The organism is Acidovorax sp. LjRoot66, from assembly GCF_964253305.1.
Classification (GTDB): domain Bacteria; phylum Pseudomonadota; class Gammaproteobacteria; order Burkholderiales; family Burkholderiaceae_C; genus Acidovorax.
The window spans coordinates 5,740,520-5,766,348 of sequence record NZ_CAXUQU020000001.1 but is presented as its reverse complement, the minus strand read 5'-3'; the positions used below and the strand labels follow the sequence as shown (position 1 = coordinate 5,766,348).

The following is a 25,829-nucleotide window of genomic DNA, read 5'->3' as shown; positions in this document are numbered from 1 at the left end:
GGGAGCCTCAGGGTTGGACCAGCGTGAGCTTGGTGATGCCGATGGCGTTGGCGGCTTCCACGAGGTCCTTGCTTTGCTGGGTCAGGCTGTCGATGGTCTTCTGGATGCGCTGGCGGCCCGGTGCATCCTTGCCGCCGATGATCTCACGGTCGAACGGTGCCTGGATGGCTTCGGCCGCAGCCACCGAGGCGGCGATCTGCTTGGTGGTCTTGTCGGCCAGGGCCGGGTTCCTGGCGGCGACCAGGTCGCGCAGCGATGCGCCCTTGACCGTGCTGCCATCGGCGCGCTGGTACTCGCCCAGCCACACGTTCTGGATGCCCTTGGCATTGGTCACGGCATCGCGGTGCGTGTTGTCCGAAAAGCACGAGTGCTCGTCCTCCTGGTCCTGGCTGTTCAGAGCCACTTCCAGGCGCTCGCCCGCCAGTTCGCCGCGCGACAGCGAGCCCAGGCCCACCAGCATCTTGCGCACCGACTCCATGTTGCCCTTGGCGAACTTTGCGCGGTAGTTGGACTTGGCATCGGGTGCCCAGGACTTCACGAGGAAGCCCAGGTCGTCGACCAGCAGTTCGGTCACCACCGTGAGGTACTGGCGGCGGCGGTCGGCGTTGGGCTTCTTGCCGTCCACGAAGTCCTCGAAATTGCGGTTGCCGGGGCCGGTTTCCGAAAGGTCCTGGCCCCACAGCAGGAACTCGATGGCGTGCCAGCCGGTGGCGATGTTCTCTTCGCCGCCGCGCTCGTTCTGCGCCGCCAGCGCCTTCTTGGTGATGGCGATCTTGCGGTTGTTGATCAGGCCGGCCTTGGGTTTGCCTTCCACGCTGTCCACATACGATTCGTCCATGGGCCAGGCGTTGATCTGGCCTTCGGGGCCCTTGTCGTCGTCGATGGGGCCGCCGTAGAAACGAAAGGCCTCCGTCTGTCCATAGAACTCGCGCGCGGCCAGCCAGGTCTTGCGGGCTTCGGCCAGAGTCTCGGCCGATGGCTGGGCCGTGAAGGCCTTGATCGCTGCCTGCATGGCCTTGGCACTGGCCAGCGTGTCTTCGTAGTTGGCATGCACCAGCGTGGCGTACTGCGCAGCCACCGAGGCGGCGGTCACGGCCTGCTGGGCCTGGGCGGCCGTGCCCTGTGCCTGCGCCACACCCATGAAGCCCAGGGGGCTGGCGGCGAGCAGTGCCGCAGCAAGGGTGGTGGTGTGCAGTAGCTTGGTTTTCATGCGTTCTCTCCTGAAACAACGAAGATGATGACAAGGCAGACCGGCCAGGAGTCCCTGGCCCGATGGGCGCGCAAGGCCCGGCAGTCTGGCGGGTGTCGAAGGGCAAGGCCCGTATGCGAGGGATCTGCTGCCGCAGCGGTTTGCCGGCAGCCGCACCGCATGCGCGGGAATTCCTCGACCACCGCGATTATAGGAATGGGATTTATTTGCATTGTCCTGCAAAGGGCATTGCAGCCGCCTGCAAGGCGCAGCCATGGCCCGTGGGGCGGCGCCAGTGAAAAGGGCGGGGTCCCGCATCGCTGCAGGACCCCGCCCCGGCTGCGCGCCCGCGCAGCGTTCGAACCGTCTGTATCAGCCCAGGCGTGGCTGCTTGGGCGATGCGGTGAGGTAACCCACGGCCGCGCCGGCCTTGTTCTTGTAGTTGGCGATGATCAGCGGATCCAGCGTGGGCTTGACCACGCTGTGGATCGCACCCCAGTCACCGGCGTGCTGGAAGTTGCTCATGATGTAGGTCCAGCCGTTGATTTCGTCCACGGCATGCAGGCCGGTGGATTCGCCGCCCGCGGGGATGGACATCAGGCGCGACAGCTGCTTGGTGTCGATGTTGTACGCCCACAGGAAGTTGTTCACGTGCTGGCCGCTGTCTTCGCCGATGAACAGGGTGCGCATCTTCTCCGAGAACTTGAGGTTGTCGGGGTTGCCGATGGTGTTGGGGTTGGCGGTATTGCCCAGGGCGTCGGAGGCGATGTCTTCGCCGACCAGCAGCGCCTTGGTGTCCACGGGCATCCACTCGCTGTTGATGTTGGCACCGGCCGTGTCCTTCTGGCCGCCACGCAGGTTCAGGGCCATCACGGCCCCGGCGTTGATGGCCTTGGGCACGGACACGCCGTTGCCCGCCACGTTCAGGGCGTTGCCGGCCACCATCGAGGTCTGCACGTTCTGCAGGGCCGAGTAGGCGATCTTGTCCTTGGCGTTGACGGTGGTGCCTTCCATCTTGGTGAAGCCCATGCTCGCGCCCACGAAGGCGGCGTAGCGGTGGGTCTCGAGGAAGGCGGCGGCCTTTTCCATGCCGGGCTTGAGCTTGATCCACTCTTCCTTGCCATTGGACACGATGCGGGTGTAGCTGGCGTCGCTCGGGTTGGCCGTGGCCACGGTCATGATGTCGGTGGGCTTGAGCGTGTTGGCCAGGGCCTCGATCTCGGCGCTGTTGGCGGAGCCGAGCTTGATCCAGGTCAGCGGTGCACCGGCCGTGGCCTTGGCGTCGACGGTGAAGCCGGCGCCGACCTTGGCGGCGTACAGCGTGCCGGAGGACAGGTCCTTTTCCTTGTCGGCGACGAACACGAAGTAGGCGCTGTTGGTGGCGTCGTCACCCATCAGCGCGGTGCGCTGGTCGGGCATGACCTGCACCAGCTCGTGCGAGATGCGGCCCATGCAGAAATGCTTCTTGATGCTGGCGGTGCCGTCGGCGTTCACCGTCACTTCGGGCATGTGGCCGTAGTGGTAGGGGTTGGCGCGGCTCGCGTCGCCGTAGAGGTTCTTGGCGTAGGCCTGGAACTGGGTGTTGCTGGCGATGGTGAACGCGTCGGGTTCGTACTCTTCGCTCGACAGGTGGGTGCCCCAGGGCGACAGGCTGGCGCCGCAGGTGATCCACAGGCCATGCACCTTGGAGGTGTCGACGTTGTGGTACTTCACCAGGCTCAGTTTGCCGGTGTTCGGGTCCTGGTCCAGCGTGAGCACGGCGATGGGGGAGGGCAGCTTGCCGTACATGTCGGTCTTGCCGTCCTGGGCCCAGGTGGTGTATTCGAACTGCACCACGGCGAACACGTGGTTGCCCTTGACGCCGTCGACCTTGGCATTGGGCACGGTCAGCAGCGAGGTGCCATCCGGAGCGTCGGAGAAGAACTGGCGGTCCTTGCCGGGCACCGTGGTGTCGATGATGGGCTGGTTGTTGATGTCGAAGTAGCTGCCGGCCAGGATCTGGCCGCCCTTGACGTTGGGCACCGAGTCACCGGTGATGAAGAAGGGCTGGTAGGCCAGTGCGTAGCTTTGCACCGAGCCGTCGCTCAGCGTGACCTGCATGGTCGAGCCCACGGTGTTCGTGGCCATCGCCGCAGGGTTGGCCAGCGTGGGCGCGGCCATCGAAGTGAACGCGGTGGACACATAGGACGCGCCATCATCGCCACCGCCGCAGGCGGTCAGCAGCGAGGCAGCGATGCCGCCCGTGCCCAGCGGAAGCAGGGGGATGCCGGCCAGGAATTGGAGGGCCTGGCGGCGCGAAGGGATGGACGCAGAGGTCATTGGATTGCAGCTTCCGTGGTTTGTTATATGGGTTTTATGAAGAGAGGTCAGCGCTCGCCATGCAGGCATGGCAGGGCACCGGGTGCTCGCCATGCAGGCATGGCAGGGCACCGGGCCGCTCTCTTGGTGCTGGATGCTAAGAACACTGTGTGACAGGCATTTGACGGTGCTGTGGCGGGCTGCCGGCCACGCCCTCGAATCGCCCTGCGAGCCGAGTGCTCTTGCGTCACAGATCGGTCATATGCGATTCCTAGACTGCCGACTCCCATGACTTATCAATACCTAGAGGAGTGCGGTTCTCATGAGCAAGACTATTTCTGACAAGGTTGTTCGCAACGACGCTGGCAACACCCCCTTCAGTGCCATCCTGGACGTCCACCTGTCACGCCGCACCGTCACGCGCGGCGGCCTGAGCGCAGCGCTGGCGTTGCTGACCGGCACCAGCCTTTCCGCCTGCGGCGGCAGTGACGACGAGCCGCTGAAGCTGGGCTTCAGCTCGCTGGCCAATTCCATGACCGACGCCTGCGTGGTGCCTGCGGGCTACGTGGCCCAGGTGCTGGGCGCCTGGGGCACGCCGCTCAACGACAGCGCCGCCGAGTGGGACAAGGACGGCAAGAACACCTCCAAGGACCTGCTCAACTCCACCGGCATGCACCACGACGGCATGCACTACTTCCCGCTCGACGGCAGCTCCAGCGAAGGCCTGCTGGTGGTCAACCACGAGTACATCGACGAGAAGGCGCTGCACCCCGCAGGCCCCACCACGGTGAACAGCAAGCGCCCCGCCGAAGAAGTGCGCAAGGAAGTCAACGCCCATGGCGTGGCAGTGATGCACATCCGCAAGACCGGCAGCGCCTGGGCCATCGTGAAGAACTCGCGCTACAACCGCCGCTTCACCTCGGCCACGCCCATGGCCATCAACGGGCCGGTCGGCGGCACCGACTGGGTCAAGACGCCGTACTCGCCCACGGGCACCACGGTGCGCGGCACCAACAACAACTGCGGCAACGGCACCACGCCCTGGGGCACCTACATCACCGCCGAGGAAAACTGGGCGGCCTGCTTCGTCAACACCAATGCGTCGAGCCAGCCAGCGCACCAGGTGCGCGTGGGCGTGCCCACGGCCGCCGGCCGCTACAAGTGGGAAACCGCCGCCGGAGACGCCACCGAAGTGCAAGGCGAGTTCGCCCGCTTCAACGTCACCCCCAGCGGCACCAGCGCACTGAACGACTGGCGCAACGAGGTCAACGGCTTTGGCTACCTGGTCGAGATCGACCCCTACGACCCCGCCAGCGTGGCCACCAAGCGCACGGCCATGGGCCGCTTCGCGCACGAAGGCGCAGCCTACGGCAAGCCCGAAGCAGGCAAGCCGCTGGCCTTCTACAGCGGTGACGACTCGCGCTTCGAGTACATCTACCGCTTCGTGTCGGACGCGAACTGGGATGCGGCCGATGCACGCCGTAGTGACCGCCTGGCCGTGGGCGCCAAGTACCTGGACAAGGGCACGCTCTACGTTGCGCGCTTTGGCGAAGACGGCAGCGGCACCTGGCTGCCGCTGACGCTGGCCAGCGTGGGCAAGGACGGTACCAGGCTGGGCGACAAGTACAAGACGATCGACGAGATCCTGATCAACACCCGCGCCGCAGCCGACTTCGTGGGCGCCACCCCCATGGACCGCCCCGAGTGGACGGCCGTGCACCCCTCCAACGGTGATGTGTACGTGACGCTGACCAACAACACCAGCCGCAATGCCACCACGGGCACGAATGCGCCCAATCCACGCCTGAACAACGCCAACGGCCACATCGTGCGCTGGCACGACACCCCGGGTGCCAATACGTTCAAGTGGGAGATCTTCGTGTTCGGCTCCGAGGCCGGTGCTGCAGCAGACACCAACCGCTCGGGCCTCACCGCGCTGAACCAGCTGGCCAGCCCCGACGGCCTGGCCTTCGATGACCGCGGCATCCTGTGGATCCAGACCGACAACGGCATCGACGGCGGCCGCAACAATGCGGTGGCGCGCTCCACCAACGACCAGATGCTGGCCGTGATCCCCGGTGCCATGACCACGGACAGCAAGGGTACCGGCCCGGTCATCAACGCCCAGAACCAGGGCGACCTGCGCCGTTTCTTCGTGGGCCCGAACGAAGCCGAAATCACGGGCTTCGCGTTCACGCCGGACTACAGGACCATCTTCCTGAACATCCAGCACCCGGTGAACTGGCCGGCCTACGGCACGAACGACGCCACGGTGGCTGCCTCGGGCACCGTGCGTCCCCGCTCTTCCACGGTGGTCATCCAGAAGGCGGACGGCGGCCCCATCGGGGTGTGACGGGGCGCTTTTTGCAGTAAGCCCTTGCAGGCTGTCACGCGCAGGCGTGGCAGCCTTTTTTCATGGGTACCTGCGCGGCAGCAGGCGCGCCAACGGGTCGCAAGGGGTCAGTAGTCGGAGCCGTACGGCGACGGTGGCCGTGCGCGCGACGTGGGCCCGGAGGCCGGTGCGGAACCGCCGCTGCCGCCAGGTGCTGCAGGGTAGGTGATCTGGCCGCCGCCATCCTTGCTGCCCTTGCGCCCGGCGATCTGCCAGGCCGTGCGCTGGTCCACGAGACGGGCCAGGAACTCCAGTTCCTCGTCCGTGTGGTTGATGGCGCCGGCTGGCGTCAGCATGCGGCCGTTGCGCGGCGCCACCTCGGCCCAGAAGGCCTGGTGGTAGGAGGCCTGGCTGACGACGGATTCGCCCCCGGCCGCAATGTCCACCGTACCGTAGCAGTTGCAGAAATAGCTGCGAAAATCCTGTTCAGGGAACACCTCGGCATACACCCCCGTGCCGCGGATGCCGGCCGTGGCCGTGGGCATGACCACCTGGCGCTCGCTGCCGCGCCCCCAGACGCTGGCCACCGCGCCCGTCAGCAGGCGCAGCACCTTCACTGCCATGGGGGTATCGCCTTCGAGCCCGATGCGGGTGTTCTGGCGCACCATGAAGGCGTCCTTGCCCACGGTGAAGACCACGCTCGCGCCTGGCCCGGTCTCGATCCGGTCGCCGGGGGCGATGCCTTCGCCCGCTGCCAGTGCCTGGCCGTTGCGGCGCACATCGCCGCGCATTTCCACCACGTTGCGGCCTTGCTGCGCGTGCGCCGCAGTGAACCCGCCAGCGGCCGTCCAGGCGGCGGCCGCCTGCAGCAGGCTGCGCCTCTGGTACCAGACGACTTCGTCCTCAGTGCGGCCCTGGAGCTGGTGCTGGCTGTTCGTCATGGGATTCTTCCGATGAAGGTTTGGCGGGCGGTTCGAAGCAGTCGCGGAACGTGAACACGATGGAGGTGAAGAACATCGCTGCCAGCATCATGGCTGTGCCGACCATGATGCCACTGGCGGCTGTGCCAAGCCCTGCCAGGGCAATGAGGCCCGATGCAAGGGCCGCCACCACGCCGGCCATCAGGAAGATGCCCATCCAGCCCAGGCCGAACACGAAGAAGGCACCGAAGTTGCGCACGCAGGCCACCAGGCTGAAGAACAGGGCCTTCACGGGAGGGACGCCATGCCAGTGCACCAGCCCCGGCGCGTGCCAGAAGGTCAGCGACAGGGGAAGGTACAGCAGCATCGACAGCCACATGGCGGCCTGGAACGTGCCGCTTTCAGCGATCTCGCGCTTGAGCGGCGTGCCGCCCAGGTAGACGCTGGCAAACTGGCCGCCGTCGATCAGTGCCGACAAGCCCATGATGGACAGGAAGCCCACGGCGTACAGGGCGCCCAGCACCAGCATGTCGCGCAGGCGCTGCTGGCCGGTGCGAAAGGCCACCAGCAGCACGGCGGGCGTGGGAAAGCGCCCCATGGTGGTTTCTGCCGACGCCACCATCATGGCCAGCGTGGCCGAGGGCAGCAGGGCCAGCGCAATCGCCGGGCCCACCAGCGGCACCAGGCTGGCCAGCGACATGGCGGCCATGGTCATGAAGAACAACGCCGCCAGTGCCATGGGTTGGCGCCAGAACGACCGGATGCCAAGCTTGACCCAGGCGATGCCGGTGCGGGCGGGAACGATGTTGAGTTTCATGGGTGCGAAGGGCGGATCAGGAAAACGGCCCGCGCCGTCAGGTCGGGCTGGAGGCAAGAGGGGGAGATTGCGCCGAATTTACCCCAGCGCACCATGGCCGGGGTGGCATGGGGGCATGCAAAAGGCGCCAGGGCGTGACATTCCTCGCGGAATCCGCGTTCAGAGGCCCTGTTTCTGCGCAGAACCGCTCAGTCCGCGTGCACCGGCAGCGCAATGCGCCCGCGCAGCACGCGCTCGAAATGGGTCGGGTCGTGCGGGGTCAGCATGGAGGCCTCGCGCGGCAGGTAAAAATCCCACAGCCGCGAGATCCAGAAGCGCAGGGCACCGGCACGCAGCAGGGCCGGCAGCAGTTCGCGCTCTGCGGCCGTGAGCGGGCGCACGGCCTGGTAAGCGTTCAGCATGCGCCGGGCGCGCTCGGCGTCGTGCGTGCCGGTGGGCAGGTCGATGCACCAGTCGTTCAGGCACACGGCCAGGTCGAACAGCCAGGTATCGATGCCGGCAAAGTAGAAGTCGAAGAAGCCCGTGAGCTCCTCGCCATCGAACATCACGTTGTCGCGAAACAGGTCGGCATGCACCGGCCCGGTGGGCAGCGCCGTGTAGGCCGAGGAGGCCGCCACATGGTTCTGGTAAGCCAGCTCCGAGCGCAGCAGGGCTGCCTGCCCGGGGTCGAGGTGCGGCAGCACCACGGGCACGGTCTCGTTCCACCACGGCAGGCCGCGCAGGTTGGGCTGGTGGCGGTCGTAGCCGCGCCCCGCCAGGTGCATGCGCGCCAGCATGGTGCCCACGGCGGCGCAGTGCACCGGGCCGGGGGCCAGCTGGCTTTTGCCGCGCAGCTTGCTGACCACGGCGGCTGGCTTGCCGCACATGCTGTGCAGGATGTCGCCGTTGGCGTCAGCGCGCGGGTCGGGCACGGGCACGCCGCCGTGTGCCAGGTGCTTCATCAGGTGCAGGTAGAACGGCAGCTGCTCGGCCGTCAGGCGCTCGAACAGCGTCAGAACGAACTCGCCCTGGTCGCTGGTGAGGAAATAGTTGGTGTTCTCGATGCCGCCTTCGATGCCGCGCAGCGCGACCAGCTCGCCGAGGTTCAGGTGGCGCAGCAGCTTGCGCGCCTCTTCATTGGAGACTTCAGTGAAAACGGCCATCGCTCAGCTTGGGAATGCGAAAAATGCGGGTCAGAAACAGGCAGGGGCAGGATATTTCCGTGCGCCAGCGGCGCAGCGGCCGCCTGCCCGGGGTCAGAACTTCAGGACGTTCCAGACCCGGGGGCCGGTATTGGTCTCGGCACCGTTGAGGGCGCCGGTGCGGCCACGTGCGCCGTCGGGCGACTGCACTTCGTAGCTGGGCATGTTGCCGGTCTTGGGCTGCACGCTGATGCTCTGCGTCTGGCCGCCCACGCGCACCTCGTCGACGCGGCTTCCAGCGTCCTCGATCTGGATGCGTTCGGTGCGCTGGTTGCCGCGCCCGGACAGGGACTCGGGCGTGGAGAGCGCTTCGCCCTGTTTGGGAGCGCCCGCAGGGGCATTCTGGCCAGGGGTCTGGGCCAGTACGGGGCCGCAGGCCAGGGCCAGCAGCAGGGAGAGGTGGGCAGCGCGCATGCGTCCATTGTAGAGCGCGCCGGGCGGCGGTGGTGCGCGGCCTCTGGCCGTGCACAATTGCCCCCATGAGCAATAAAAAGACCCTGGTGCTGGTGGACGGCTCCAGCTACCTGTACCGTGCCTACCATGCCATGCCCGACCTGCGGGCCGTGCCGGGCGACTCCACGAGCGCGGCCACGGGCGCCATCCGCGGCATGATCAACATGATGCAGGCCCTGCGCAAGGAGGTGCATGCTGACTATGCCGCCTGCATCTTCGACGCCAGCGGCCCCACCTTCCGCGACGAGATCTACCCCGAGTACAAGGCGCAGCGCGCGCCCATGCCCGACGACCTGCGCTCGCAGATCGATCCCATCCACGACGTAGTGCGCATGCTGGGCTGGACGGTGCTGGCGATTCCGGGCGTGGAGGCCGATGACGTGATCGGCACGCTGGCCGTGACCGCCGCCGCCCAGGGCATCGACGTGGTGGTCTCCAGCGGCGACAAGGACCTGTCGCAGCTGGTGGACGAGCACATCACCATCATCGACACCATGAACGGCAAGCGCCGCGACGTGGCCGGCGTGACCGCCGAGTTCGGCGTGCCCCCGCACCTGATGGTGGACTTTCAGACCCTGGTGGGCGACACCGTGGACAACGTGCCCGGCGTGCCCAAGGTAGGCCCCAAGACCGCTGCCAAGTGGTTGATGGAATACGGTTCGCTGACCGAACTGGTGGCCCGGGCCCACGAGATCAAGGGCGTGGCCGGCGAAAACCTGCGCAACACACTCGACTGGCTGCCCACCGGGCGCAAGCTGGTGACCATCCGCACCGATTGCGACCTGGTCGAGCACATCGTGGGCCTGCCCGCGCTCGATGCCATCGTGATCGGCGAGCAGCAGGTCGAAGGCCTGCGCGAGTTCTACGAGAAATACGGCTTCAAGGGCCTGGCGCGCGCCCTCGGGGGGGCCGCCGCCGAGCCTGCCGCCGAGCCCACGCCCGCTGCCCGCAAGAAAGCCGGTGGCGATACCGACACCGCCGACCTGTTCGCCGAGCCTGCGGAGGGCGCAGAGGGGACCCCGGCCGCTGCGGAGAAGCCGGCCCGCAACGAGCGCTACGAAACCATCCTGACCTGGGACCAGTTCGACCGCTGGCTGGCCACCCTGCACGTGGCGCCCCTGACGGCGCTGGACACCGAGACCACTTCGCTCGACGAGATGCGTGCCGAAATCGTGGGCATCAGCTTCAGTGTGGAGCCGGGGGCGGCCGCCTACATCCCGTTGCGCCATGAAGGGCCCGACGCGCCGGTGCAGTTGCCCTTCGACGAGGTGCTGGCGCGCCTCAAGCCCTGGCTGCAGGATCCGCGCCACCTGAAGCTGGGCCAGCACATCAAGTACGACCGCCATGTGTTCGCCAACCACGGCATCGAGGTGCAGGGCTACGCGCACGACACCATGCTGCAAAGCTATGTGCTCGAAGTGCACAAGCCCCATGGCCTGGCCAGCCTGGCCGACCGCCACCTGGGGCGCAGCGGCATCAGCTACGAAGACCTGTGCGGCAAGGGCGCGCACCAGATCCCGTTTGCCCAGGTCGACGTGGCCAAGGCCGCCGAATACTCGTGCGAAGACTCCGACCAGACCCTGGACGTGCACAAGGCCCTGTGGCCCCTGCTCGAAGCCAACGACAAGCTGCGCTTCATCTATGAGCTGGAAATGGCCAGCAGCGAGGCCCTGTACCGCATCGAGTGCAACGGCGTGCTGATCGACGCGCCCACGCTGGCCAACCAGAGCCACGAGCTGGGCCAGCGCATCGTGCAACTCGAAACCGAGGCCTACGAGATCGCGGGCCAGCCCTTCAACCTGAGCAGCCCCAAGCAGCTCGGCGAGATCTTCTTCGACAAGCTGGGCATGCCGGTGGTCAAGAAGACCGCCACCGGCGCGCGCAGCACCGACGAAGAGGTGCTCGAAAAGCTGGCCGAGGACTACCCGCTGCCCGCCAAGCTGCTGGAGCACCGGGGCCTGGTCAAGCTCAAGGGCACCTACACCGACAAGCTGGCGCAGCTGGCGTTGCCGCGCACGGGCCGCGTGCACACCCACTATGCGCAGGCCGTGGCCGTCACCGGGCGGCTGTCGAGCAACGACCCGAACCTGCAGAACATCCCCATCCGCACGCCCGAAGGCCGGCGTGTGCGCGAGGCCTTCGTGGCGCCTGCAGGCAGCGTGATCGCCAGCGCCGACTACTCGCAGATCGAGCTGCGCATCATGGCCCACATCAGCGGCGACCACTCGCTGCTGCATGCCTTCCATGCCGGCCTGGACGTGCACCGCGCCACCGCCGCCGAAGTGTTCGGCGTGGAGGTGGGCCAGGTCACGAGCGAGCAGCGCCGCTATGCCAAGGTCATCAACTTCGGGCTCATCTACGGCATGAGCAGCTTTGGGCTGGCCAAGAACCTCGGCATCGAAACCAAGGCCGCAGCCGCCTACATCGACAAGTATTTCCAGCGCTACCCCGGCGTCAAGCAGTACATGGACGAGACCAAGGCCGCCGCCAAGTCCATGGGCTATGTGGAGACGGTGTTCGGCCGGCGCCTGTACCTGCCCGAGATCAATTCGCCCAACGGCCCGCGCCGCAGCGGCGCCGAGCGCGCGGCCATCAACGCCCCCATGCAGGGCACGGCGGCCGACCTGATCAAGCTGGCCATGGTCGCCGTGCAGAAGGAGCTGGACGCGCACAAGCCCGGCATCAAGATGATCATGCAGGTGCACGACGAACTGGTGTTCGAGCTGCCCGAGGGCGAGGTGGACTGGGTGCGCAGCCACATTCCGCGCCTGATGGCCGAGGTGGCGGCGCTCAAGGTCCCGCTGCTGGCCGAGGTGGGCGTGGGCCCGAACTGGGACAAGGCACATTGAAAAGCCGCGGCGCTGGCGCGTTCATTGCAAGGTAAAAAGGCATGCGCCTTCGCCACATTGAAGTCTTCAACGCCGTGATGCTCACCGGCAGCGTGAGCGCCGCCGCACGGCTCATCAACGTCAGCCAGCCGGCGGTGAGCCGCATCCTCGCCCATGCGGAGCTGCAGCTCGGGTTCGCGCTGTTCCACCGGCTCAAGGGCCGCTTGGTGCCCACCACCGAGGCGCAGACCCTGTACCCGCACATCGAGCGCCTGTTCACCCAGCTTGACGACGTGCAGCGCCTGGCCGCCAGCCTCAAGGGCGACGGGCGCGAGGGCGAGCTGCACATCCTGAGCGTGCTGGCACTGAGCTACGAGGTGTTGCCGCGCGCGCTGCGCAGCTTTCGCGCGCAGCATCCGGACGTGGGCATCACCATCGAGGCGCTGCACTCGCCGCAGATCGTCTCGGCCCTGGTGCTGCAGGAGGCGGACGTGGGCTTCGTCTTCAGTTCCATCGCCCACCCCTCGCTGAGCCAGGAGCACATTGCCGATGGCTACATGGTCTGCGTGGCGCCCAAGGGCATGCTGGACCCCGCGCTGGTGCGCTCGGGCACCGTGCACCTCACCGACCTGGCCGACACGCCGGTGGTGCGCCTGGACGTGCGCGACCCCATCGGCACCGTGGTCAGCCATGCCTGCCGCGAAGCGGGCGTAGGGCTGCGCACGGCCATCACGGTGCAGACCTACCACGCCGCGCTGGCGCTGGCGCGCCATGGCCATGCGGTGGCGCTGGTGGATGCCTGCACGGCCGCCTCGGCCGACCGCAGCCAGGTGGACGTGCTGGCGCTGGCGCCGCACATTCCCGTGCCCATCCAGTCGCTGCGCACCGTCGACCGCCCGGCCTCGCTGCTGGCCAGCGCCATGACCGCCTGCATGCGCCAGGCCGTGGCCGAGACCATGGGCGGCGTGGGGCTGCCCAGCCCCGCGCCTTGAAGGGGTGTCAGCGCGCGAGCAGATCCGCCACCCGTGCCGCCGTACCGAAGGCCAGCGTGAAGCCCAGTGCACCATGCCCGGTGTTGAGCACCAGGTTGCCCGGCGCGCTCGCGCGGCGGCCGACCACGGGCAACCCTGTGGGCGTGGCAGGGCGCATGCCGGTCCAGGGCCGTGTCGCCTCGAAGTCGCTGCAGTGCGGAAACACGGCACGTGCGGCATTGCACAGGCTCGCTATGCGCTCGGGCGGTATGCGCGTGTCGTGCCCCACCAGCTCGGCCATGCCCGCCACGCGCAGGCGCTGGCCGATGCGCGCGAACACCACCTTGCGCGCCGCGTCGGTCACGCTCACATGCGGCGCAGCCCCCGGGGCATCGCTGGCGTCGAGCGTGATGCTGTAGCCCTTGAGCGGGTAGACGGGCAGGCGCATGCCCAGCGTGCGCGCCACGCCATGGCTGGCGCTGCCCAGGGCCAGCACGAAGTGGTCGGCCTCCACATTCCCCAGACTGGTGCGCACCGCCCGGATGCGGCCCTGCCCGGTGGCAAAGCCCTGGATTTCGGTCCCCAGCAAAAATCGCACGCCGCGCCCGGCCAGCAGGGTCTGCAGGCCCTGGCATACCTGGAGGCAATCGGCCGCGCATTCGCTCTGGGTGTAGATGGCGCCAGCGATCCGGCCCTGGTAGTGGGCCAGGGCCGGTTCCAGCGCCACGCAGCGTGCGGCATCCACGGCTTCCTGCACGCTGCCGAAGGCGCGCTGCAGTTCCATCTGCCGCCGCGCTGCGCCAAACGCATCGGCTGTGCCGTAGAGCACCAGCTTGCCGGTGGCCGAGAAATCGCATTCCAGCCGTTCGGCCTGCAGCATGGCGTCAAAGCGCTCCCGGCTCAGCGCAGCCAGGCCCAGCAGCTCGGCCGTGCTGCGCGCCGAGGTGGTGCGGTTGCAGGCCGCCAGGAACTGCAGACCCCAGCGCCACTGGTGCAGGTCCCACTGCGGGCGCACGGACAGGGGGGAGTCGGCCGAGAACAGCAGACTGGGCAGTTGCCGCCAGATGCCTGCGTCGGCCAGGGGTTGTACATAGCTGTAGCTCAGCTGCGCGCCATTGCCGCCACTGGCCCCTTCACCGGGTGCGCCCCGGTCGATCACGGTGACCTCCATGCCGCGCTGGCGCAGCGCGTACGCGGTGGCCAGCCCCACGATGCCCGCGCCCAATACACATACCTGCATGCTCTTTGCTTTGGTTGGTTGCTCTGGCGGCCACTTTAGAAGCCGGCGCCGGGTTTGAACAATGCCGATGCACGCGGGGGCCATGACGGCAGGTTATGGGGTGGGTATGCCCCAGGCATAACTTTCCGGCATGGCCTCCCCGGTGAAATGAATTGTTCAAAGCGGGGGCAAGTTCCTACAGTGCGTTCACGCCTTGCCTTTTTCTTTCTCCTCATCCACCTCCTCACGAAGGGAATCCCATGCGACTGTCCGCCGTCAACCGTGCCGCACTGCTGGCCACCGGCCTCCTGGCCTGTTCCATCGCCAGTGCCGACACGCTCAAGAAGATCGCCGATACCGGCAAGATCACACTGGCCTACCGCGAGTCATCCGTGCCCTTCAGCTACCTGGCAGGCCCTGGCCAGCCCGTGGGCTTTGCGGTGGACATCTCCAATGCCGTGGCCGACGCCGTGAAGAAGCGCCTGAACAACCCGGCCATCAAGGTCGAGCTGCAGCCCGTCACCTCGCTCAACCGCATCCCCCTGGTGCAGAACGGTACGGTGGACCTGGAGTGCGGCTCCACCACCAACAACAGCGTGCGCGGCAAGGACGTGCAGTTCGCCACCAACTACTTCTACACCGGCACGCGCCTGCTGACCAAGAAGAGCTCGGGCATCAAGGGCTTTGGCGACCTGGCCAAGCGCAAGATCTCCACCACCTCGGGCACCACCAATGCCCAGGTGGTACGCAAGTACGACCGCGACAACAAGCTGGACATGGAGATCCTGATGGGCAAGGACCATGAGGATTCGCTTCTGCTGGTGGATACCGGCCGGGCCGAGGCCTTTGCCATGGACGACATCCTGCTCTACGGCCTGATGGCCAATGCGCGCAACCCGGCCGAGTGGGACGTGGTGGGTGACGCGCTGCAGGTCGAGCCCTATGCCTGCATGTTGCGCAAGGACGATCCGCAGTTCCAGGCCCTGGTCAACGGCGTCATCGGCGGCCTGATGAAGTCCGGCGAGTTCGAGAAGCTCTACACCAAGTGGTTCATGTCACCGATCGCTCCGCGCGGCCAGAACCTCAAGCTGCCCATGGGCAAGGAACTGCGCGACAACCTGGCTGCGCAGAGCGACAAGCCGGCCATCTGAGCGGAGCACGAGAGCATGTTGGCAAGCGATCGCCCCGCCACGCAGACGGTGGGCATCCTGGGCGGCATGGGGCCGGCGGCGGGCGCGGATTTCGCGCGCCTTTTCGTGCAGGCCTGCGCGGAGCGCATGGCGCAGCTGGGCATTCCCGTGCACGACCAGGCCTACCCCGAGCACTGGCTGGCGCAGGTGCCCATCCCCGACCGCACGAATGCCCTGGGTGACACCCGCCAGGGCGCGCACCAGCCCGCCGAGCCCATGCTGCAGGCCACCGGCCGCCTGGCAGCGCTGGGCGCCCGCGCCGTGGCCATTGCCTGCAACACGGCCCATGCCTGGCATGGTTTGCTGCAGCAGCGCTTTCCCCAACTGGTGGTGTTGCATGGCGTGCAGGAGGTGGTGGCCGGCCTTGCGGCGCGCCAGGTGCGCAGCGTGGGCCTGCTGGCCACGCGCGGAGCCTATGACGCCGGGCTGTACCAGGGTGAGCTGGAGCGGGCGGGCATCGCCTGCTGCCTGCCCAGCCTGGCCGAGCGCGAACAGCTCATGCAGGGCATCTACGAGGGGGTGAAGGCCGGCGACTATGCACTGGCGCGCGAGCGCTTCGGGTCGGTGGCCCTGGCGCTGCAGCAGCGCCACGGTGCGGCTACCCTGGTCATGGGCTGCACGGAAATACCGCTGGCGCTGCAGGAAAGCCCGCAGCTGCCAGGGTTGTCGCTGGTCAATCCATCGGCCGTGCTGGCGGCTGCGCTGGCGCGCCAGGCCTACCTGGTGGACACGGTGCCGGCCGCCTGATACCGGACCTTCCCCATCGGCAGTGCTGCTGCCGTTGCACTCGCAAGCCCGCGCTGCACAGGCCGGCTGCATTCTTCAAGGTGATCGCGACATGACTTCTGCATCCCGTGCGTTGTGGAGCCGCTGGCGTGTCCGCCTGCCTGCGGCATCGGCCCTGTGCCTGCTGGCTGCTGCCTCCGTTGCGCAGGCACAGCTCCCGCCGCCTGCCAGCGCAAAGCCGCCTGCTGGTGCCCTGCAACGCATCCAGGCGCGCGGCAGCGTGATCATCGGGCACCGCGAATCGTCCGTGCCCCTGTCCTATGTGGCGGATGGCGTGCCCATGGGCTACAGCGTCGATGTCTGCCGGAGCATTGCGCAGGCACTGGGCAGGTATCTCCAGTTGCGCGAGACCCGGGTGGACTATCGCCAGGTCACGTCCAGCACCCGCTTCGACGCCATCGAAAAGGGCGAGGTGGACCTCGAATGCGGCTCCACCACCAACACGGCGGCACGCCGCCAGCGCGTGGCCTTCACCATCCCGCACTTTGTCGCGTCCTCGCGCATGGTGGTGCTCAGCAGCCAACCCTATGAGCGCATCGAAGACCTGGATGGCCAGGTCGTGGCGTCGACCACCGGCACCACCAACATCGACTCGCTGGCGAAGGAGGCGCTGGCCAAGTCGGTCCGTATCCGCATTGAGCCCGCAGCCGACCACGCGCAGGGCTTTGCCTGGGTGGTGCAAGGCAAGGTGCATGCCTTTGCCATGGACGATGTGCTGCTGTTCGGCCTGCGCGCCAGCCACGGCCGGCCCGAGGACCTCAAGGTGATCGGCAAGCCCATGACCATCGAGCCCTATGCCATTGCCTTCGAGAAGGACAACCCACAGCTCAAGGCGGTGGTGGATGCGGAGCTGCGCCGGCTCATCCAGACGCGGGAGTTGCACCGCCTCTACGGCAAATGGTTCACCGCGCCCATTGCGCCGCGCGGCATCAACCTGGGCATGCGCATGCCGCACCTGCTGGTGGATTCCCTCAAGTACCCGACCGACTACGTGCCCCAGTAGGCAATGGGGAATGAAAAGCCGTCCGGCAGGGCATGGTTTGGCGCGGCGGTGGCAGCCGCCCGGCAAACCGCCTAGACTGCGCGCTCGCCTTCTTCTTCCATCTGTTCACTGGAGATCCCCGATGCTGAGCGACGACCACCGACAGGATACCGAGGCCCTGCTGCCCGGCCGTACCACCGAAGCCGGCGCCACGCGCCGCCTGGCCCTGCAGACGGCCATCGGCCTGGGCTATGCCGCCGCCGCCACGCCGCTGATGGCGCAGACAGCCATCGCCACCCCGTCCGACGGCCTGACGGCCGGCGAGATCAGCTTCACCGTGGGCGGCTTCAAGGTGCCCGCCTACCGCGCGGCGCCCGCAGGCAAGACCGGCCTGCCCGTGGTGCTGGTGATCCAGGAGATCTTCGGCGTGCACGAGTACATCGCCGACACCTGCCGGCGCTTCGCCAAGGCCGGCTACCTGGCCATCGCCCCCGAGCTTTATGCGCGCCAGGGCGATGCCTCCAAGTACACCGAGGCTGCCAAGCTCATGGCCGAGATCGTCTCCAAGGTGCCCGATGCGCAGGTGATGGCCGACCTCGACGGCGCCGTGGCCTGGGCCACCGCCAACGGTGGCGACGCTGCGCGCATCGGCATCACCGGCTTTTGCTGGGGTGGCCGCGTCACCTGGCTGTATGCAGCGCATGGCCCGGTCAAGGCCGGCGTGGCATGGTACGGCCGCCTGGTGGGCCAGGCCAGCGACCTGACGCCCAAGCACCCCGTGGACATCGCGCCCATCCTCAAGGCGCCGGTGCTCGGCCTGTACGGTGAAAAAGACACCGGCATCCCCCTTGACACGATTGATAAGATGAAAACAGCCCTGGCCGGTGGCACTGCCGCCGCCAAGGCTTCGGAATTCGTGGTGTACCCTGACGCGCCGCATGCCTTCCATGCCGACTACCGTCCCAGCTATCGCAAGGAAGCGGCCGATGATGGCTGGAAGCGTGCGCTGGCCTGGTTCAAGGCGAACGGCGTCGTCTGACCGATCGCTCTCCTACAATCAGCCGCCCCTGACGTCAGGGGCGGCTTTTTTCACGCCGATGCCTGGCTGGCCCCGAAAGGGGCTGCCATGCGCAGGCGTTGAGCCCGTGGTGCCCCCCGATTGACATAAGAACATCTACCTATCGCTCAATGGACGGTCACATACAGCTATGACTCTGATAGCAATCATCCTCGCCACCCTGGCTGCCGGTATCGGCAGCGTGTGGCTGGCCGCGCTGCTGATGCGCATGGGGCTTGGTGGCCGCACGGACAGCGTGGGCCCCCAACACCTCTTGAGCCTGGCGGCCGGCGCGCTGCTGGCCACGGCCTTCATGCACCTCTTGCCCGAGGCCTTCGAGAGCCAGGCCGGAGCGCACGACCTGTTCGCCACGCTGCTGATCGGCGTGGTCTTCTTCTTCCTGCTGGACAAGGCCGAGCTCTGGCACCACGGGCATGAGCACAGCCATGTGGCACCCGAGCAGGTTCCCAGCGGGCATGCGGAGCACGACCATGCCCATGAGCACCACCATCACCACCACGCCCCGCGCACCGGCGGCTGGGCCGTGCTCACGGGCGACAGCGTGCACTGCTTTGGTGACGGCATCCTGATCGCATCGGCCTTCATGGCCGACATCCGGCTGGGCATGATCGCCGCCGTCTCGGTGCTCGCGCACGAGGTGCCGCACCACATGGGCGACCTCGTGGTGCTGCGCCAGACCAGCCCCAACCGCCGCATGGCGCTGGTCAAGGTGTCGCTGGCGGGTGCCGTCACGGCGCTGGGCGGCCTCGTCGGCTACTACCTCGTGGGGCAGTTGCAGGACCTGCTGCCCTACTTCCTGGCCGTGGCGTCGAGCAGTTTCATCTACGTGGCCCTGGCCGACCTGATTCCCCAACTGCAAAAGCGCCTGTCAGCGCGCGAGACCGTGGCCCAGATCGCCTGGCTGATCGCGGGCATGGTGATCGTCACCCTTGTGAGTGGGGCGGTCCACGCACACTAGAGAAGCCCCCCTGAGTCGCCTTCGGCGCCATCCCCCCAGGGGGACGCCCCCAGCGCGGCGGGGCGGCCCTTGCGCGGGGGCACTGGCTTAGTGCTGCGCCAGTTGCATAGGCAACTGGCCACGAGGACAACTGGAGGAGAGAACCTTGGTCACGATCTACCACAACCCCCGTTGCGGCACCTCGCGCAACACCCTGGCCCTGCTGCAGGAGCGCGGTATGGAGCCCGAGGTTGTTGAATACCTCAAGACCCCGCTGGACCGCGGCGCACTGCAGGCGCTGATCGCTGCGATGGGCGTGCCGGTCATCGACGTGGTGCGGGCCAAGGAAGCGGTGTTTGCCGAATTGAAGCTGGGCGAGCCGGGCGTGACCGATGCCCAGCTCATCGACGCCATGGCAGCCCATCCCATCCTCATGAACCGGCCCATCGTCGCCACGCCGCTGGGTACCCGGCTGTGCCGGCCTGCGGAGATGGTGCTTCAGTTGCTGCCAGCCTGAGGTCTGCGCTGGCCTACCGCGCCAGTTCCTCGCGCACGGCCGCCACCTGCCGGCGCGAGACGGTGAGCACCTCCGTCATGCCCTGCAGGCGCACGGCCCAGCCGTCGCCTTCCTCCGGGTCGTAGTGCTTTTCGAGCGCGCGCACGGCGCGCCGGGCCACCAGCGCATTGCGGTGGATGCGCAGGAAGCGCGTGGGGTAGCGCGCCTCCAGCTCGCTCAGCGCGCCGTCCATGATGTAGCTGCGCGTGGCGGTGCGCACCGTTACGTACTTCTGCTCGGCCTTGAAGTACAGCACCTCGGCCAGCGGCAGACGCTCGGTGCGGCCCCGGTCCTGGATCACCAGCGCCTCGCCATCGGCTGCCGAAGGGGCTGCCGGTATGTGGGCCGGGCGGGTGGTGCGCTGCACCTTGGCCAGCGCCTGCTGCAGGCGCTCGCGCCGCACGGGCTTGGTCAGGTAGTCCACCGCATCGAGCTCGAACGCATTCACCGCATGGTCGGCGTGCGCCGTCACGAACACCACGGCCGGTGGGCGCGCCAGGGCCTGCAGTGCGTGCGCCAGGCCCAGGCCGTCCTGGCCCGGCATGTGGATGTCCAGCAGCACCACGTCGAAGGCGCTGCCCCCGGTGGGCCCCAGCAGCGCCATGGCTTCGCCGGCGTTGCCGGCTTCGGACACGGTGGTGTGCAGTGTCTCGGCGCAGTCGCCCAGCAGGGTGCGCAGGCGGCTGCGGGCCAGGGCTTCGTCGTCAACGATGAGGATGTTCATGGCGCGGCATTGCGGGTAGATGCGGAAGGAGGCGGGGTAGAGGAGGGGGACGTCGCGGGCCGGCCATGCCGCCTCGGGCGCCGGGATACGCGGGCCGGTGCGCCCTGGACGGGCAGGGAGATGCGCACCTGGTAGAGGCCGTCGAGCACCCCTGCGGTGAATTCTCCCTGCACATCATGCAGCAGGGCCAGGCGCGCACGCACGTTGGCCAGGGCAATGCCATGGCCGCGCGGCACGTCGTGGTAGCGGATGTCGCTGGCGGGCAGGGTGTTGGTGATGCGCACCACCACGCGGTTGCCGCGCAGCTCGGTCATCACCTTGAGCTTGCCGCCGCGCGGGCTGGGTTCCACACCGTGCTTGACGGCGTTTTCCACCAGCGGCTGCAGCAGCAGGGGCGGGAGGCGGGCACTGTCGGTGCGCGGGTCCAGGCTCCACTGCACCTGCAGGCGCTTGCCGAAGCGCACCTCCTCGATGCCCAGGTAGCGGCGCGCCAGGGTGATCTCCTCGGCCAGCGTGGTCGATTCGCCCTGCTCGATGAGCGCCACGCGGAACAGGTCGCTCAGGTCTTCCAGCAGCGACTCGGCCTTGGCGGGCTCCTTGCGCACCAGCGCGATCGCGCTGTTGAGCGTATTGAACAGAAAGTGCGGGCGAATGCGCGACTGCAGCTCGGTCAGGCGCGCCGTGGTGGCCGCCGGGGTGCGCCCGCGCGCGCGCAGGACCAGGGCCGCGACCAGCAGGGCCGCGAGCAGGGCCCCCGTGGCGGCACTGGCCACCCAGGGCGAGCGCTCGGCCACACCGGCCAGCGTGAGCATGGCGCAGGCGTACAGGCCTGCCAGTGCCCCCAGGGCCACGCCGGCCGCATACTGCGGGCCGGTGCGCAGGTTCTGCAACACCGTCTTCAAGCTGCAGGCCGTGATCAGCCAGGCCAGCGTGGCGGGCAGGGCGCCGCCCGTCACCAGGGCCATGCTGGCCAGCCACTGGGCTGGGTTCTGGGCGCCGAACAGGGTGCCCACGCCCACCACGACCTCGACGAACAGCACGGCCCGCAGCACCACGCCGACCTGGCAGGCGTCGAACACCAGCGCCCTTCCGGCAGGGGGCTGGCCACTGTGCGAAGGGCCTCTGGGCGGGGGCGATTCGGCTTCGGGAGGCGGGGTCGATAAAATTTGCGTGTTTTGCATTGCGGCATCCGGGTGTTCCGGGTGTCAGAACTACCGGATTATTGCCCTCCCATGTCCAACAGCCAAGCCAATAGCGCGCCGTCCGCGCCCTCCCACAACCAGCTCGACACCAAGGCGCAGGCCTGGTCGGCGCTGTTTTCCGAGCCCATGAGCGACCTGGTCAAGCGCTACACCTCCAGCGTCTTCTTCGACAAACGCCTGTGGCAGGCCGACATCGCCGGCAGCCTGGCGCATGCCGACATGCTGGCCGCGCAGGGCATCATCAGCGCCGAGGACCATGCCTCGATCCAGCGCGGCATGGCGCAGATCGCCTCCGAAATCGAGTCCGGCGGCTTCGAGTGGAAGCTCGACCTCGAAGACGTGCACCTGAACATCGAGGCGCGCCTGACCCAGCTCGTGGGCGATGCCGGCAAGCGCCTGCACACCGGCCGCAGCCGCAACGACCAGGTGGCGACCGACGTGCGCCTGTGGCTGCGCGGCGAGATCGACCTGATCGCCGACCTGCTCAAGGAGCTGCAGGTGTCCCTGGTGGACGTGGCCGAGCAGAACGTGGAAGTCATCCTCCCGGGCTTCACCCACCTGCAGGTGGCGCAGCCCGTGAGCTTTGGCCACCACATGCTGGCCTATGTGGAAATGTTTGCGCGCGATGCCGAGCGCATGGGCGACGTGCGCCGCCGCGTCAACGTGCTGCCCCTGGGCGCCGCCGCGCTGGCCGGCACCACCTACCCGCTGGACCGCGAGCGCGTGGCCCGCACCCTGGGCATGCAGGGCGTATGCCAGAACAGCCTGGATGCCGTGAGCGACCGCGACTTCGCCATCGAGTTCACCGCCGCCGCCAGCCTGTGCATGGTGCACGTGAGCCGCCTGAGCGAGGAGCTCATCATCTGGATGAGCCAGAACTTCGGCTTCATCAGGATCGCCGACCGCTTCACCACCGGCAGCTCCATCATGCCGCAGAAGAAGAACCCCGACGTGCCCGAACTGGCGCGCGGCAAGACCGGCCGCGTGGTCGGCCACCTGATGGGCCTGATCACCCTGATGAAGGGCCAGCCCCTGGCTTACAACAAGGACAACCAGGAAGACAAGGAGCCGCTGTTCGACACCGTGGACACGCTCAAGGACACGCTGCGCATCTTCGCCGAGATGGTCGGCGGCCAGTTGAACCCCGCCACGGGCAAGAAAGAGGGCGGCATCACCGTCAACGCACTCGCCATGGAGCAGGCCGCGCTCAAGGGCTATGCCACCGCCACCGACCTGGCCGACTACCTGGTCAAGAAAGGCCTGCCCTTCCGCGACGCGCACGAAACCGTGGCCCACGCCGTGAAGGCCGCCGTCTCGCACCAGGTGGATCTGTCGGAGCTGCCGCTGGCCGTGCTGCAGGGCTTCCACCCGCAGATCGAGAAGGACGTGTTCGACGCGCTGAGCCTGCGCGGCTCGCTCAATGCGCGCAACACCCTGGGCGGCACCGCGCCTGCCCAGGTGCGCGCCCAGTTGGCGCGCCACCGCGCACGGCTGGCGTAACTCCTGGCTGGGTGTATTTCTTGCATGGTGAGGTAGCCGCCCACCGGCGGTGCATGACAGCGCAGCAGCGTGCGGCTACGATCCTCGCCTGTTGCATCTGATTACCTATCCGCTGGAGCCCCCGCATGACCTCGCCTCGCCGCCGTCTTCTCGTCAACACCCTGCGCACCGGTGCGCTGCTGCTGGGCCTTGCGGCCGCAGGCCTGGCATCGGCCCAGCCCAAGCCGATCCGGCTGCTGGTGGGTTTCCCCGCTGGCGGTGGTACCGATGCCATCGCGCGCACCCTGGCCGAAAAGCTCAAGGACGAGCTCGGCACCTCGGTGGTGGTCGAGAACAAGCCCGGCGCAGGCGGGCAGATCGCCGCCCAGACCCTCAAGGCCGGCCCGGCGGACGGCACGGTGTTGTTTCTCACCCACGACCACACCATCTCCATCCTGCCCCAGGTCGTGAAGAACGCCGGCTTCGACCCCGCGCGTGATTTCGTGCCCGTGGTCGGCATCGCCACCTTCGTGAATGCCTTCGCCGTCTCGGGCGGTACGCCCGCCAAGTCGTTTGCCGAGTACGTCAGCTGGGTCAAGAGCGCCGGCGGCGGCAAGGGCGCCGTGGGTATCCCCGCCCCGGCATCCACCCCGGAATTCCTGGTGAAGCTGGTGGGCGGCAAGTTCGGTATCGACCTGGTGTCGGCACCCTACCGGGGCAGTGCGCCCATGATGGCCGACATGCTGGGCAACCAGATCGGTGCCGGCGTGGCCTCCATCCCCGATTTCATCGAGAACCACAAGGCTGGCAAGGTGCGCGTGGTGGCCGTGCTGGGCAAGGCCCGCCAGGCCGCCATGCCCGATGTGCCCACCTTCGACGAACTGGGCCTCAAGGGCTTCGAGGACCTGCCCTACTACGGCATCTATGCCCCCACCGGCACGCCGCAGAAGTTCGTCACGGATTTCTCGAACGCCGTGGCCAAGGTGATCGCCATGCCCGAGGTGCGCGACCACCTCACGGCCATGGGCCTGACCGTGGGCCATATGTCGCCCACGCAGTTCGCAACGCGCGAAAAGGCCTACACCGCCGCCTGGACCAAGATCATCAAGGACACCGGCTTCGTGGCCCAGTAATCCCGTCTGCGCAGGCCGGCTCCCATCCCCTTTATGCCCACCGCCCGCCTGCCAGCGCACTGGCTGCGTTCCCGCTTCCTGCCCTTGCTGGTGGGACTGGCCAGTTGCGCGCTGGCCATGCTGCTGGCCTGGCTGGTGATCGACATCTCGAACACCAAGGCGCGCACCGAGATCGCGGCGCGTGCACAAACCCATCTTCTCGAAATTCGCGACCGGCTGGACCGGCAGTTGCAGAGCACATTGTCGGTGCCAGAGACCGTGGCCGCCTTCGTGGCAGCGCAGGGCCAGATGGAGCCCGAGATCTTCGCCTCGGTGGTGGGGCGGCTGCTGGAGAGCCAGCGCAACATCCGCAACCTGGCGCTGGCGCCGGACAACGTCATCAGCGACATCTACCCGCGCTTGGGGAACGAAAAGGCCCTGGGCCTGCGCTACCTGGACAACCCCCAGCAGCGCGGCGCGGTAGAGCGCGCCATCCAGACCCGGCGTACCGTGGTTGCCGGCCCGATCCCGCTGGTGCAGGGCGGGCTGGGGATCGTCAGCCGTACGCCGGTATTCCTCACCAGCCTGCCGGGGGCCCGCCCCGGGGCGGAGCCACGCTATTGGGGCATCGTCTCGCTTGCGGTGAATGCCGATACGCTGTTTGCCGATGTGGGGCTCAACACGGACCAGATGGGCTTCCAGGTGGCAGCCCGCGGGCTTGATGCGACCGGAGCCCAAGGGGCCGTGTTCATTGGCCGCGCAGCCCTGTTTGACGACAAGCCGGCCACGCTCGACGTGCCTTTGCCCGGGGGTGGCAACTGGACCCTGGGCGCCGTGCCCGTGGGTGGCTGGAAGGCCGCCGGCAGCGCGCCAGCGCTGGTCGTGACCATGTCGTACGTGTTTGCCGTGTTGCTGGGCCTGCTCAGTGCCTGGCTGGTGCGTGCCCACCAGCAGGTGCTGGCGCTGGCCAGCCACGACCGCCTCACCGGGCTGCCCAACCGTCGCCTGTTCGAAGACCGCCTGTCCCAGGCCGTGCTGGCCGCCTACCGCGACCACCGTGCCGGCGCGCTGCTGCTGGTTGACCTCGATGGCTTCAAGGCCATCAACGACAGCATGGGACACGGCTGCGGCGACCAGGTGCTGGTGCGGGTAGGCCAGCGCCTGGCGGGGCTCGCCCGTGCCAATGACACGGCTGCACGGCTGGGGGGCGACGAGTTCGCCCTGGTGTTGAATGCGGTGACTTCGCCGCAGGCCGCGATGGAAATCGCCCAGCGTGTCATCCAGGACATGCTGGCACCCATCGGCCTGGACAACGGCGAGCATGTGCGCATCGGTGTCAGCATCGGTGTGGCCGTGTTCCAGGGCGACGCGGCCGAAGCACTGCCGGCGCTGATCGACCGGGCCGACCAGGCGCTGTATGCCAGCAAGCGCACCGGCAAGGGCAAGGCCACGCTGGCCGACTCGGCCGAGTTGCACACCTATGCGACGCAGCCGCTGAACAGCTCCACCATGCCGTGAACCATCCACTCAGATGGCTGTGGCAGTGCCCATGGCTGGATTGGCCTGACGGGCCAG

At 67.7% G+C, this 25,829-nt stretch carries 21 protein-coding genes; 12 read left to right on the top strand and 9 right to left on the bottom strand.

Annotated features, from left to right (window positions below; translation table 11 throughout):
- Positions 1-7: 7 nt before the first annotated feature.
- Positions 8-1,210, bottom strand: coding sequence for an imelysin family protein (locus ACSQ3Y_RS27015; RefSeq protein WP_436179430.1), 1,203 nt, complete (start codon positions 1,208-1,210; stop codon positions 8-10).
- A gap of 351 nt (positions 1,211-1,561) precedes the next feature.
- Positions 1,562-3,508 carry a PhoX family protein gene (locus ACSQ3Y_RS27010; RefSeq protein ID WP_436179429.1) on the bottom strand — a complete coding sequence of 649 codons (1,947 nt, stop codon included), beginning with the start codon at positions 3,506-3,508 and terminating at the stop codon, positions 1,562-1,564.
- A 301-nt stretch (positions 3,509-3,809) separates the two neighbouring features.
- Between ACSQ3Y_RS27010 and ACSQ3Y_RS27005 the strand changes: the two genes are divergently transcribed.
- Positions 3,810-5,840, top strand: coding sequence for a PhoX family protein (locus ACSQ3Y_RS27005; protein WP_436179428.1), 2,031 nt, complete (start codon positions 3,810-3,812; stop codon positions 5,838-5,840).
- Positions 5,841-5,947: 107 nt separating this feature from the next.
- Here ACSQ3Y_RS27005 and ACSQ3Y_RS27000 read toward each other — a convergent pair whose 3' ends face one another.
- From ACSQ3Y_RS27000 to ACSQ3Y_RS26985, 4 genes are all read right to left on the bottom strand, one after another.
- On the bottom strand, positions 5,948-6,760 hold the full coding sequence (locus ACSQ3Y_RS27000) for an iron dicitrate transport regulator FecR (RefSeq protein ID WP_436179427.1): 813 nt from the start codon (positions 6,758-6,760) through the stop codon (positions 5,948-5,950).
- On the bottom strand, positions 6,723-7,556 hold the full coding sequence (locus ACSQ3Y_RS26995; protein WP_436179426.1) for a BPSS1780 family membrane protein: 834 nt from the start codon (positions 7,554-7,556) through the stop codon (positions 6,723-6,725). The genes ACSQ3Y_RS27000 and ACSQ3Y_RS26995 overlap by 38 nt, the downstream gene beginning before the upstream one ends.
- A gap of 188 nt (positions 7,557-7,744) precedes the next feature.
- Positions 7,745-8,698, bottom strand: a complete 954-nt coding sequence (locus ACSQ3Y_RS26990) for a homoserine kinase (protein WP_436179425.1) — start codon at positions 8,696-8,698, stop codon at positions 7,745-7,747.
- Between the two features lie 93 nt (positions 8,699-8,791).
- Complete coding sequence (locus ACSQ3Y_RS26985) at positions 8,792-9,151, bottom strand: hypothetical protein (RefSeq protein ID WP_436179424.1); 360 nt, start codon at positions 9,149-9,151, stop codon at positions 8,792-8,794.
- A 65-nt stretch (positions 9,152-9,216) separates the two neighbouring features.
- Between ACSQ3Y_RS26985 and polA the strand changes: the two genes are divergently transcribed.
- Together polA and ACSQ3Y_RS26975 are read left to right on the top strand one after the other, a co-directional pair.
- Positions 9,217-12,039: a DNA polymerase I gene (polA, locus tag ACSQ3Y_RS26980; RefSeq protein WP_436179423.1), complete on the top strand. Its 2,823-nt coding sequence runs from the start codon at positions 9,217-9,219 to the stop codon at positions 12,037-12,039.
- Positions 12,040-12,080: 41 nt separating this feature from the next.
- Entirely contained in the window at positions 12,081-13,010 is a 930-nt protein-coding gene (locus tag ACSQ3Y_RS26975) for a LysR substrate-binding domain-containing protein (RefSeq protein ID WP_436179422.1), read from the top strand.
- A gap of 7 nt (positions 13,011-13,017) precedes the next feature.
- Here the strand turns inward: ACSQ3Y_RS26975 and ACSQ3Y_RS26970 are convergent, their stop codons facing one another.
- The gene (locus ACSQ3Y_RS26970; RefSeq protein WP_436179421.1) at positions 13,018-14,229 is read right to left on the bottom strand and encodes a D-amino acid dehydrogenase; all 1,212 of its coding nucleotides are present in this window, start codon (positions 14,227-14,229) and stop codon (positions 13,018-13,020) included.
- Between the two features lie 239 nt (positions 14,230-14,468).
- On the opposite strand from ACSQ3Y_RS26970, the gene ACSQ3Y_RS26965 reads away from it, so the two are divergent.
- The 6 genes from ACSQ3Y_RS26965 to arsC all read left to right on the top strand — a co-directional run bounded on the left by ACSQ3Y_RS26965 (position 14,469) and on the right by arsC (position 19,698).
- Entirely contained in the window at positions 14,469-15,359 is an 891-nt protein-coding gene (locus ACSQ3Y_RS26965) for an amino acid ABC transporter substrate-binding protein (RefSeq protein WP_436179420.1), read from the top strand.
- A gap of 15 nt (positions 15,360-15,374) precedes the next feature.
- Entirely contained in the window at positions 15,375-16,145 is a 771-nt protein-coding gene (locus ACSQ3Y_RS26960) for an aspartate/glutamate racemase family protein (RefSeq protein ID WP_436179419.1), read from the top strand.
- A gap of 91 nt (positions 16,146-16,236) precedes the next feature.
- Positions 16,237-17,187, top strand: a complete 951-nt coding sequence (locus ACSQ3Y_RS26955) for an amino acid ABC transporter substrate-binding protein (protein ID WP_436179418.1) — start codon at positions 16,237-16,239, stop codon at positions 17,185-17,187.
- Between the two features lie 121 nt (positions 17,188-17,308).
- Complete coding sequence (locus tag ACSQ3Y_RS26950) at positions 17,309-18,205, top strand: dienelactone hydrolase family protein (protein WP_436179417.1); 897 nt, start codon at positions 17,309-17,311, stop codon at positions 18,203-18,205.
- A 169-nt stretch (positions 18,206-18,374) separates the two neighbouring features.
- On the top strand, positions 18,375-19,202 hold the full coding sequence (locus tag ACSQ3Y_RS26945) for a ZIP family metal transporter (RefSeq protein WP_436179416.1): 828 nt from the start codon (positions 18,375-18,377) through the stop codon (positions 19,200-19,202).
- Between the two features lie 130 nt (positions 19,203-19,332).
- Positions 19,333-19,698: an arsenate reductase (glutaredoxin) gene (gene arsC, locus ACSQ3Y_RS26940; protein WP_436180180.1), complete on the top strand. Its 366-nt coding sequence runs from the start codon at positions 19,333-19,335 to the stop codon at positions 19,696-19,698.
- Positions 19,699-19,711: 13 nt separating this feature from the next.
- Here the strand turns inward: arsC and ACSQ3Y_RS26935 are convergent, their stop codons facing one another.
- Both ACSQ3Y_RS26935 and ACSQ3Y_RS26930 read right to left on the bottom strand, forming a co-directional pair.
- The gene (locus ACSQ3Y_RS26935) at positions 19,712-20,461 is read right to left on the bottom strand and encodes a LytR/AlgR family response regulator transcription factor (RefSeq protein WP_436179415.1); all 750 of its coding nucleotides are present in this window, start codon (positions 20,459-20,461) and stop codon (positions 19,712-19,714) included.
- Positions 20,458-21,642 carry a sensor histidine kinase gene (locus ACSQ3Y_RS26930; protein WP_436179414.1) on the bottom strand — a complete coding sequence of 395 codons (1,185 nt, stop codon included), beginning with the start codon at positions 21,640-21,642 and terminating at the stop codon, positions 20,458-20,460. Before ACSQ3Y_RS26930 ends, ACSQ3Y_RS26935 begins: the two co-directional genes overlap by 4 nt.
- Before the next feature lie 51 nt (positions 21,643-21,693).
- Between ACSQ3Y_RS26930 and argH the strand changes: the two genes are divergently transcribed.
- From argH to ACSQ3Y_RS26915, 3 genes are all read left to right on the top strand, one after another.
- Positions 21,694-23,163 (top strand): argininosuccinate lyase, encoded by a 1,470-nt coding sequence (argH, locus tag ACSQ3Y_RS26925; protein ID WP_436179413.1) that lies wholly within the window; start codon positions 21,694-21,696, stop codon positions 23,161-23,163.
- A 125-nt stretch (positions 23,164-23,288) separates the two neighbouring features.
- Positions 23,289-24,275, top strand: coding sequence for a Bug family tripartite tricarboxylate transporter substrate binding protein (locus tag ACSQ3Y_RS26920; RefSeq protein WP_057202052.1), 987 nt, complete (start codon positions 23,289-23,291; stop codon positions 24,273-24,275).
- A gap of 33 nt (positions 24,276-24,308) precedes the next feature.
- A complete protein-coding gene (locus tag ACSQ3Y_RS26915; protein ID WP_057202053.1) occupies positions 24,309-25,772 on the top strand; it encodes a diguanylate cyclase domain-containing protein in 1,464 nt (487 codons plus the stop codon).
- Positions 25,773-25,829 lie beyond the last annotated feature (57 nt).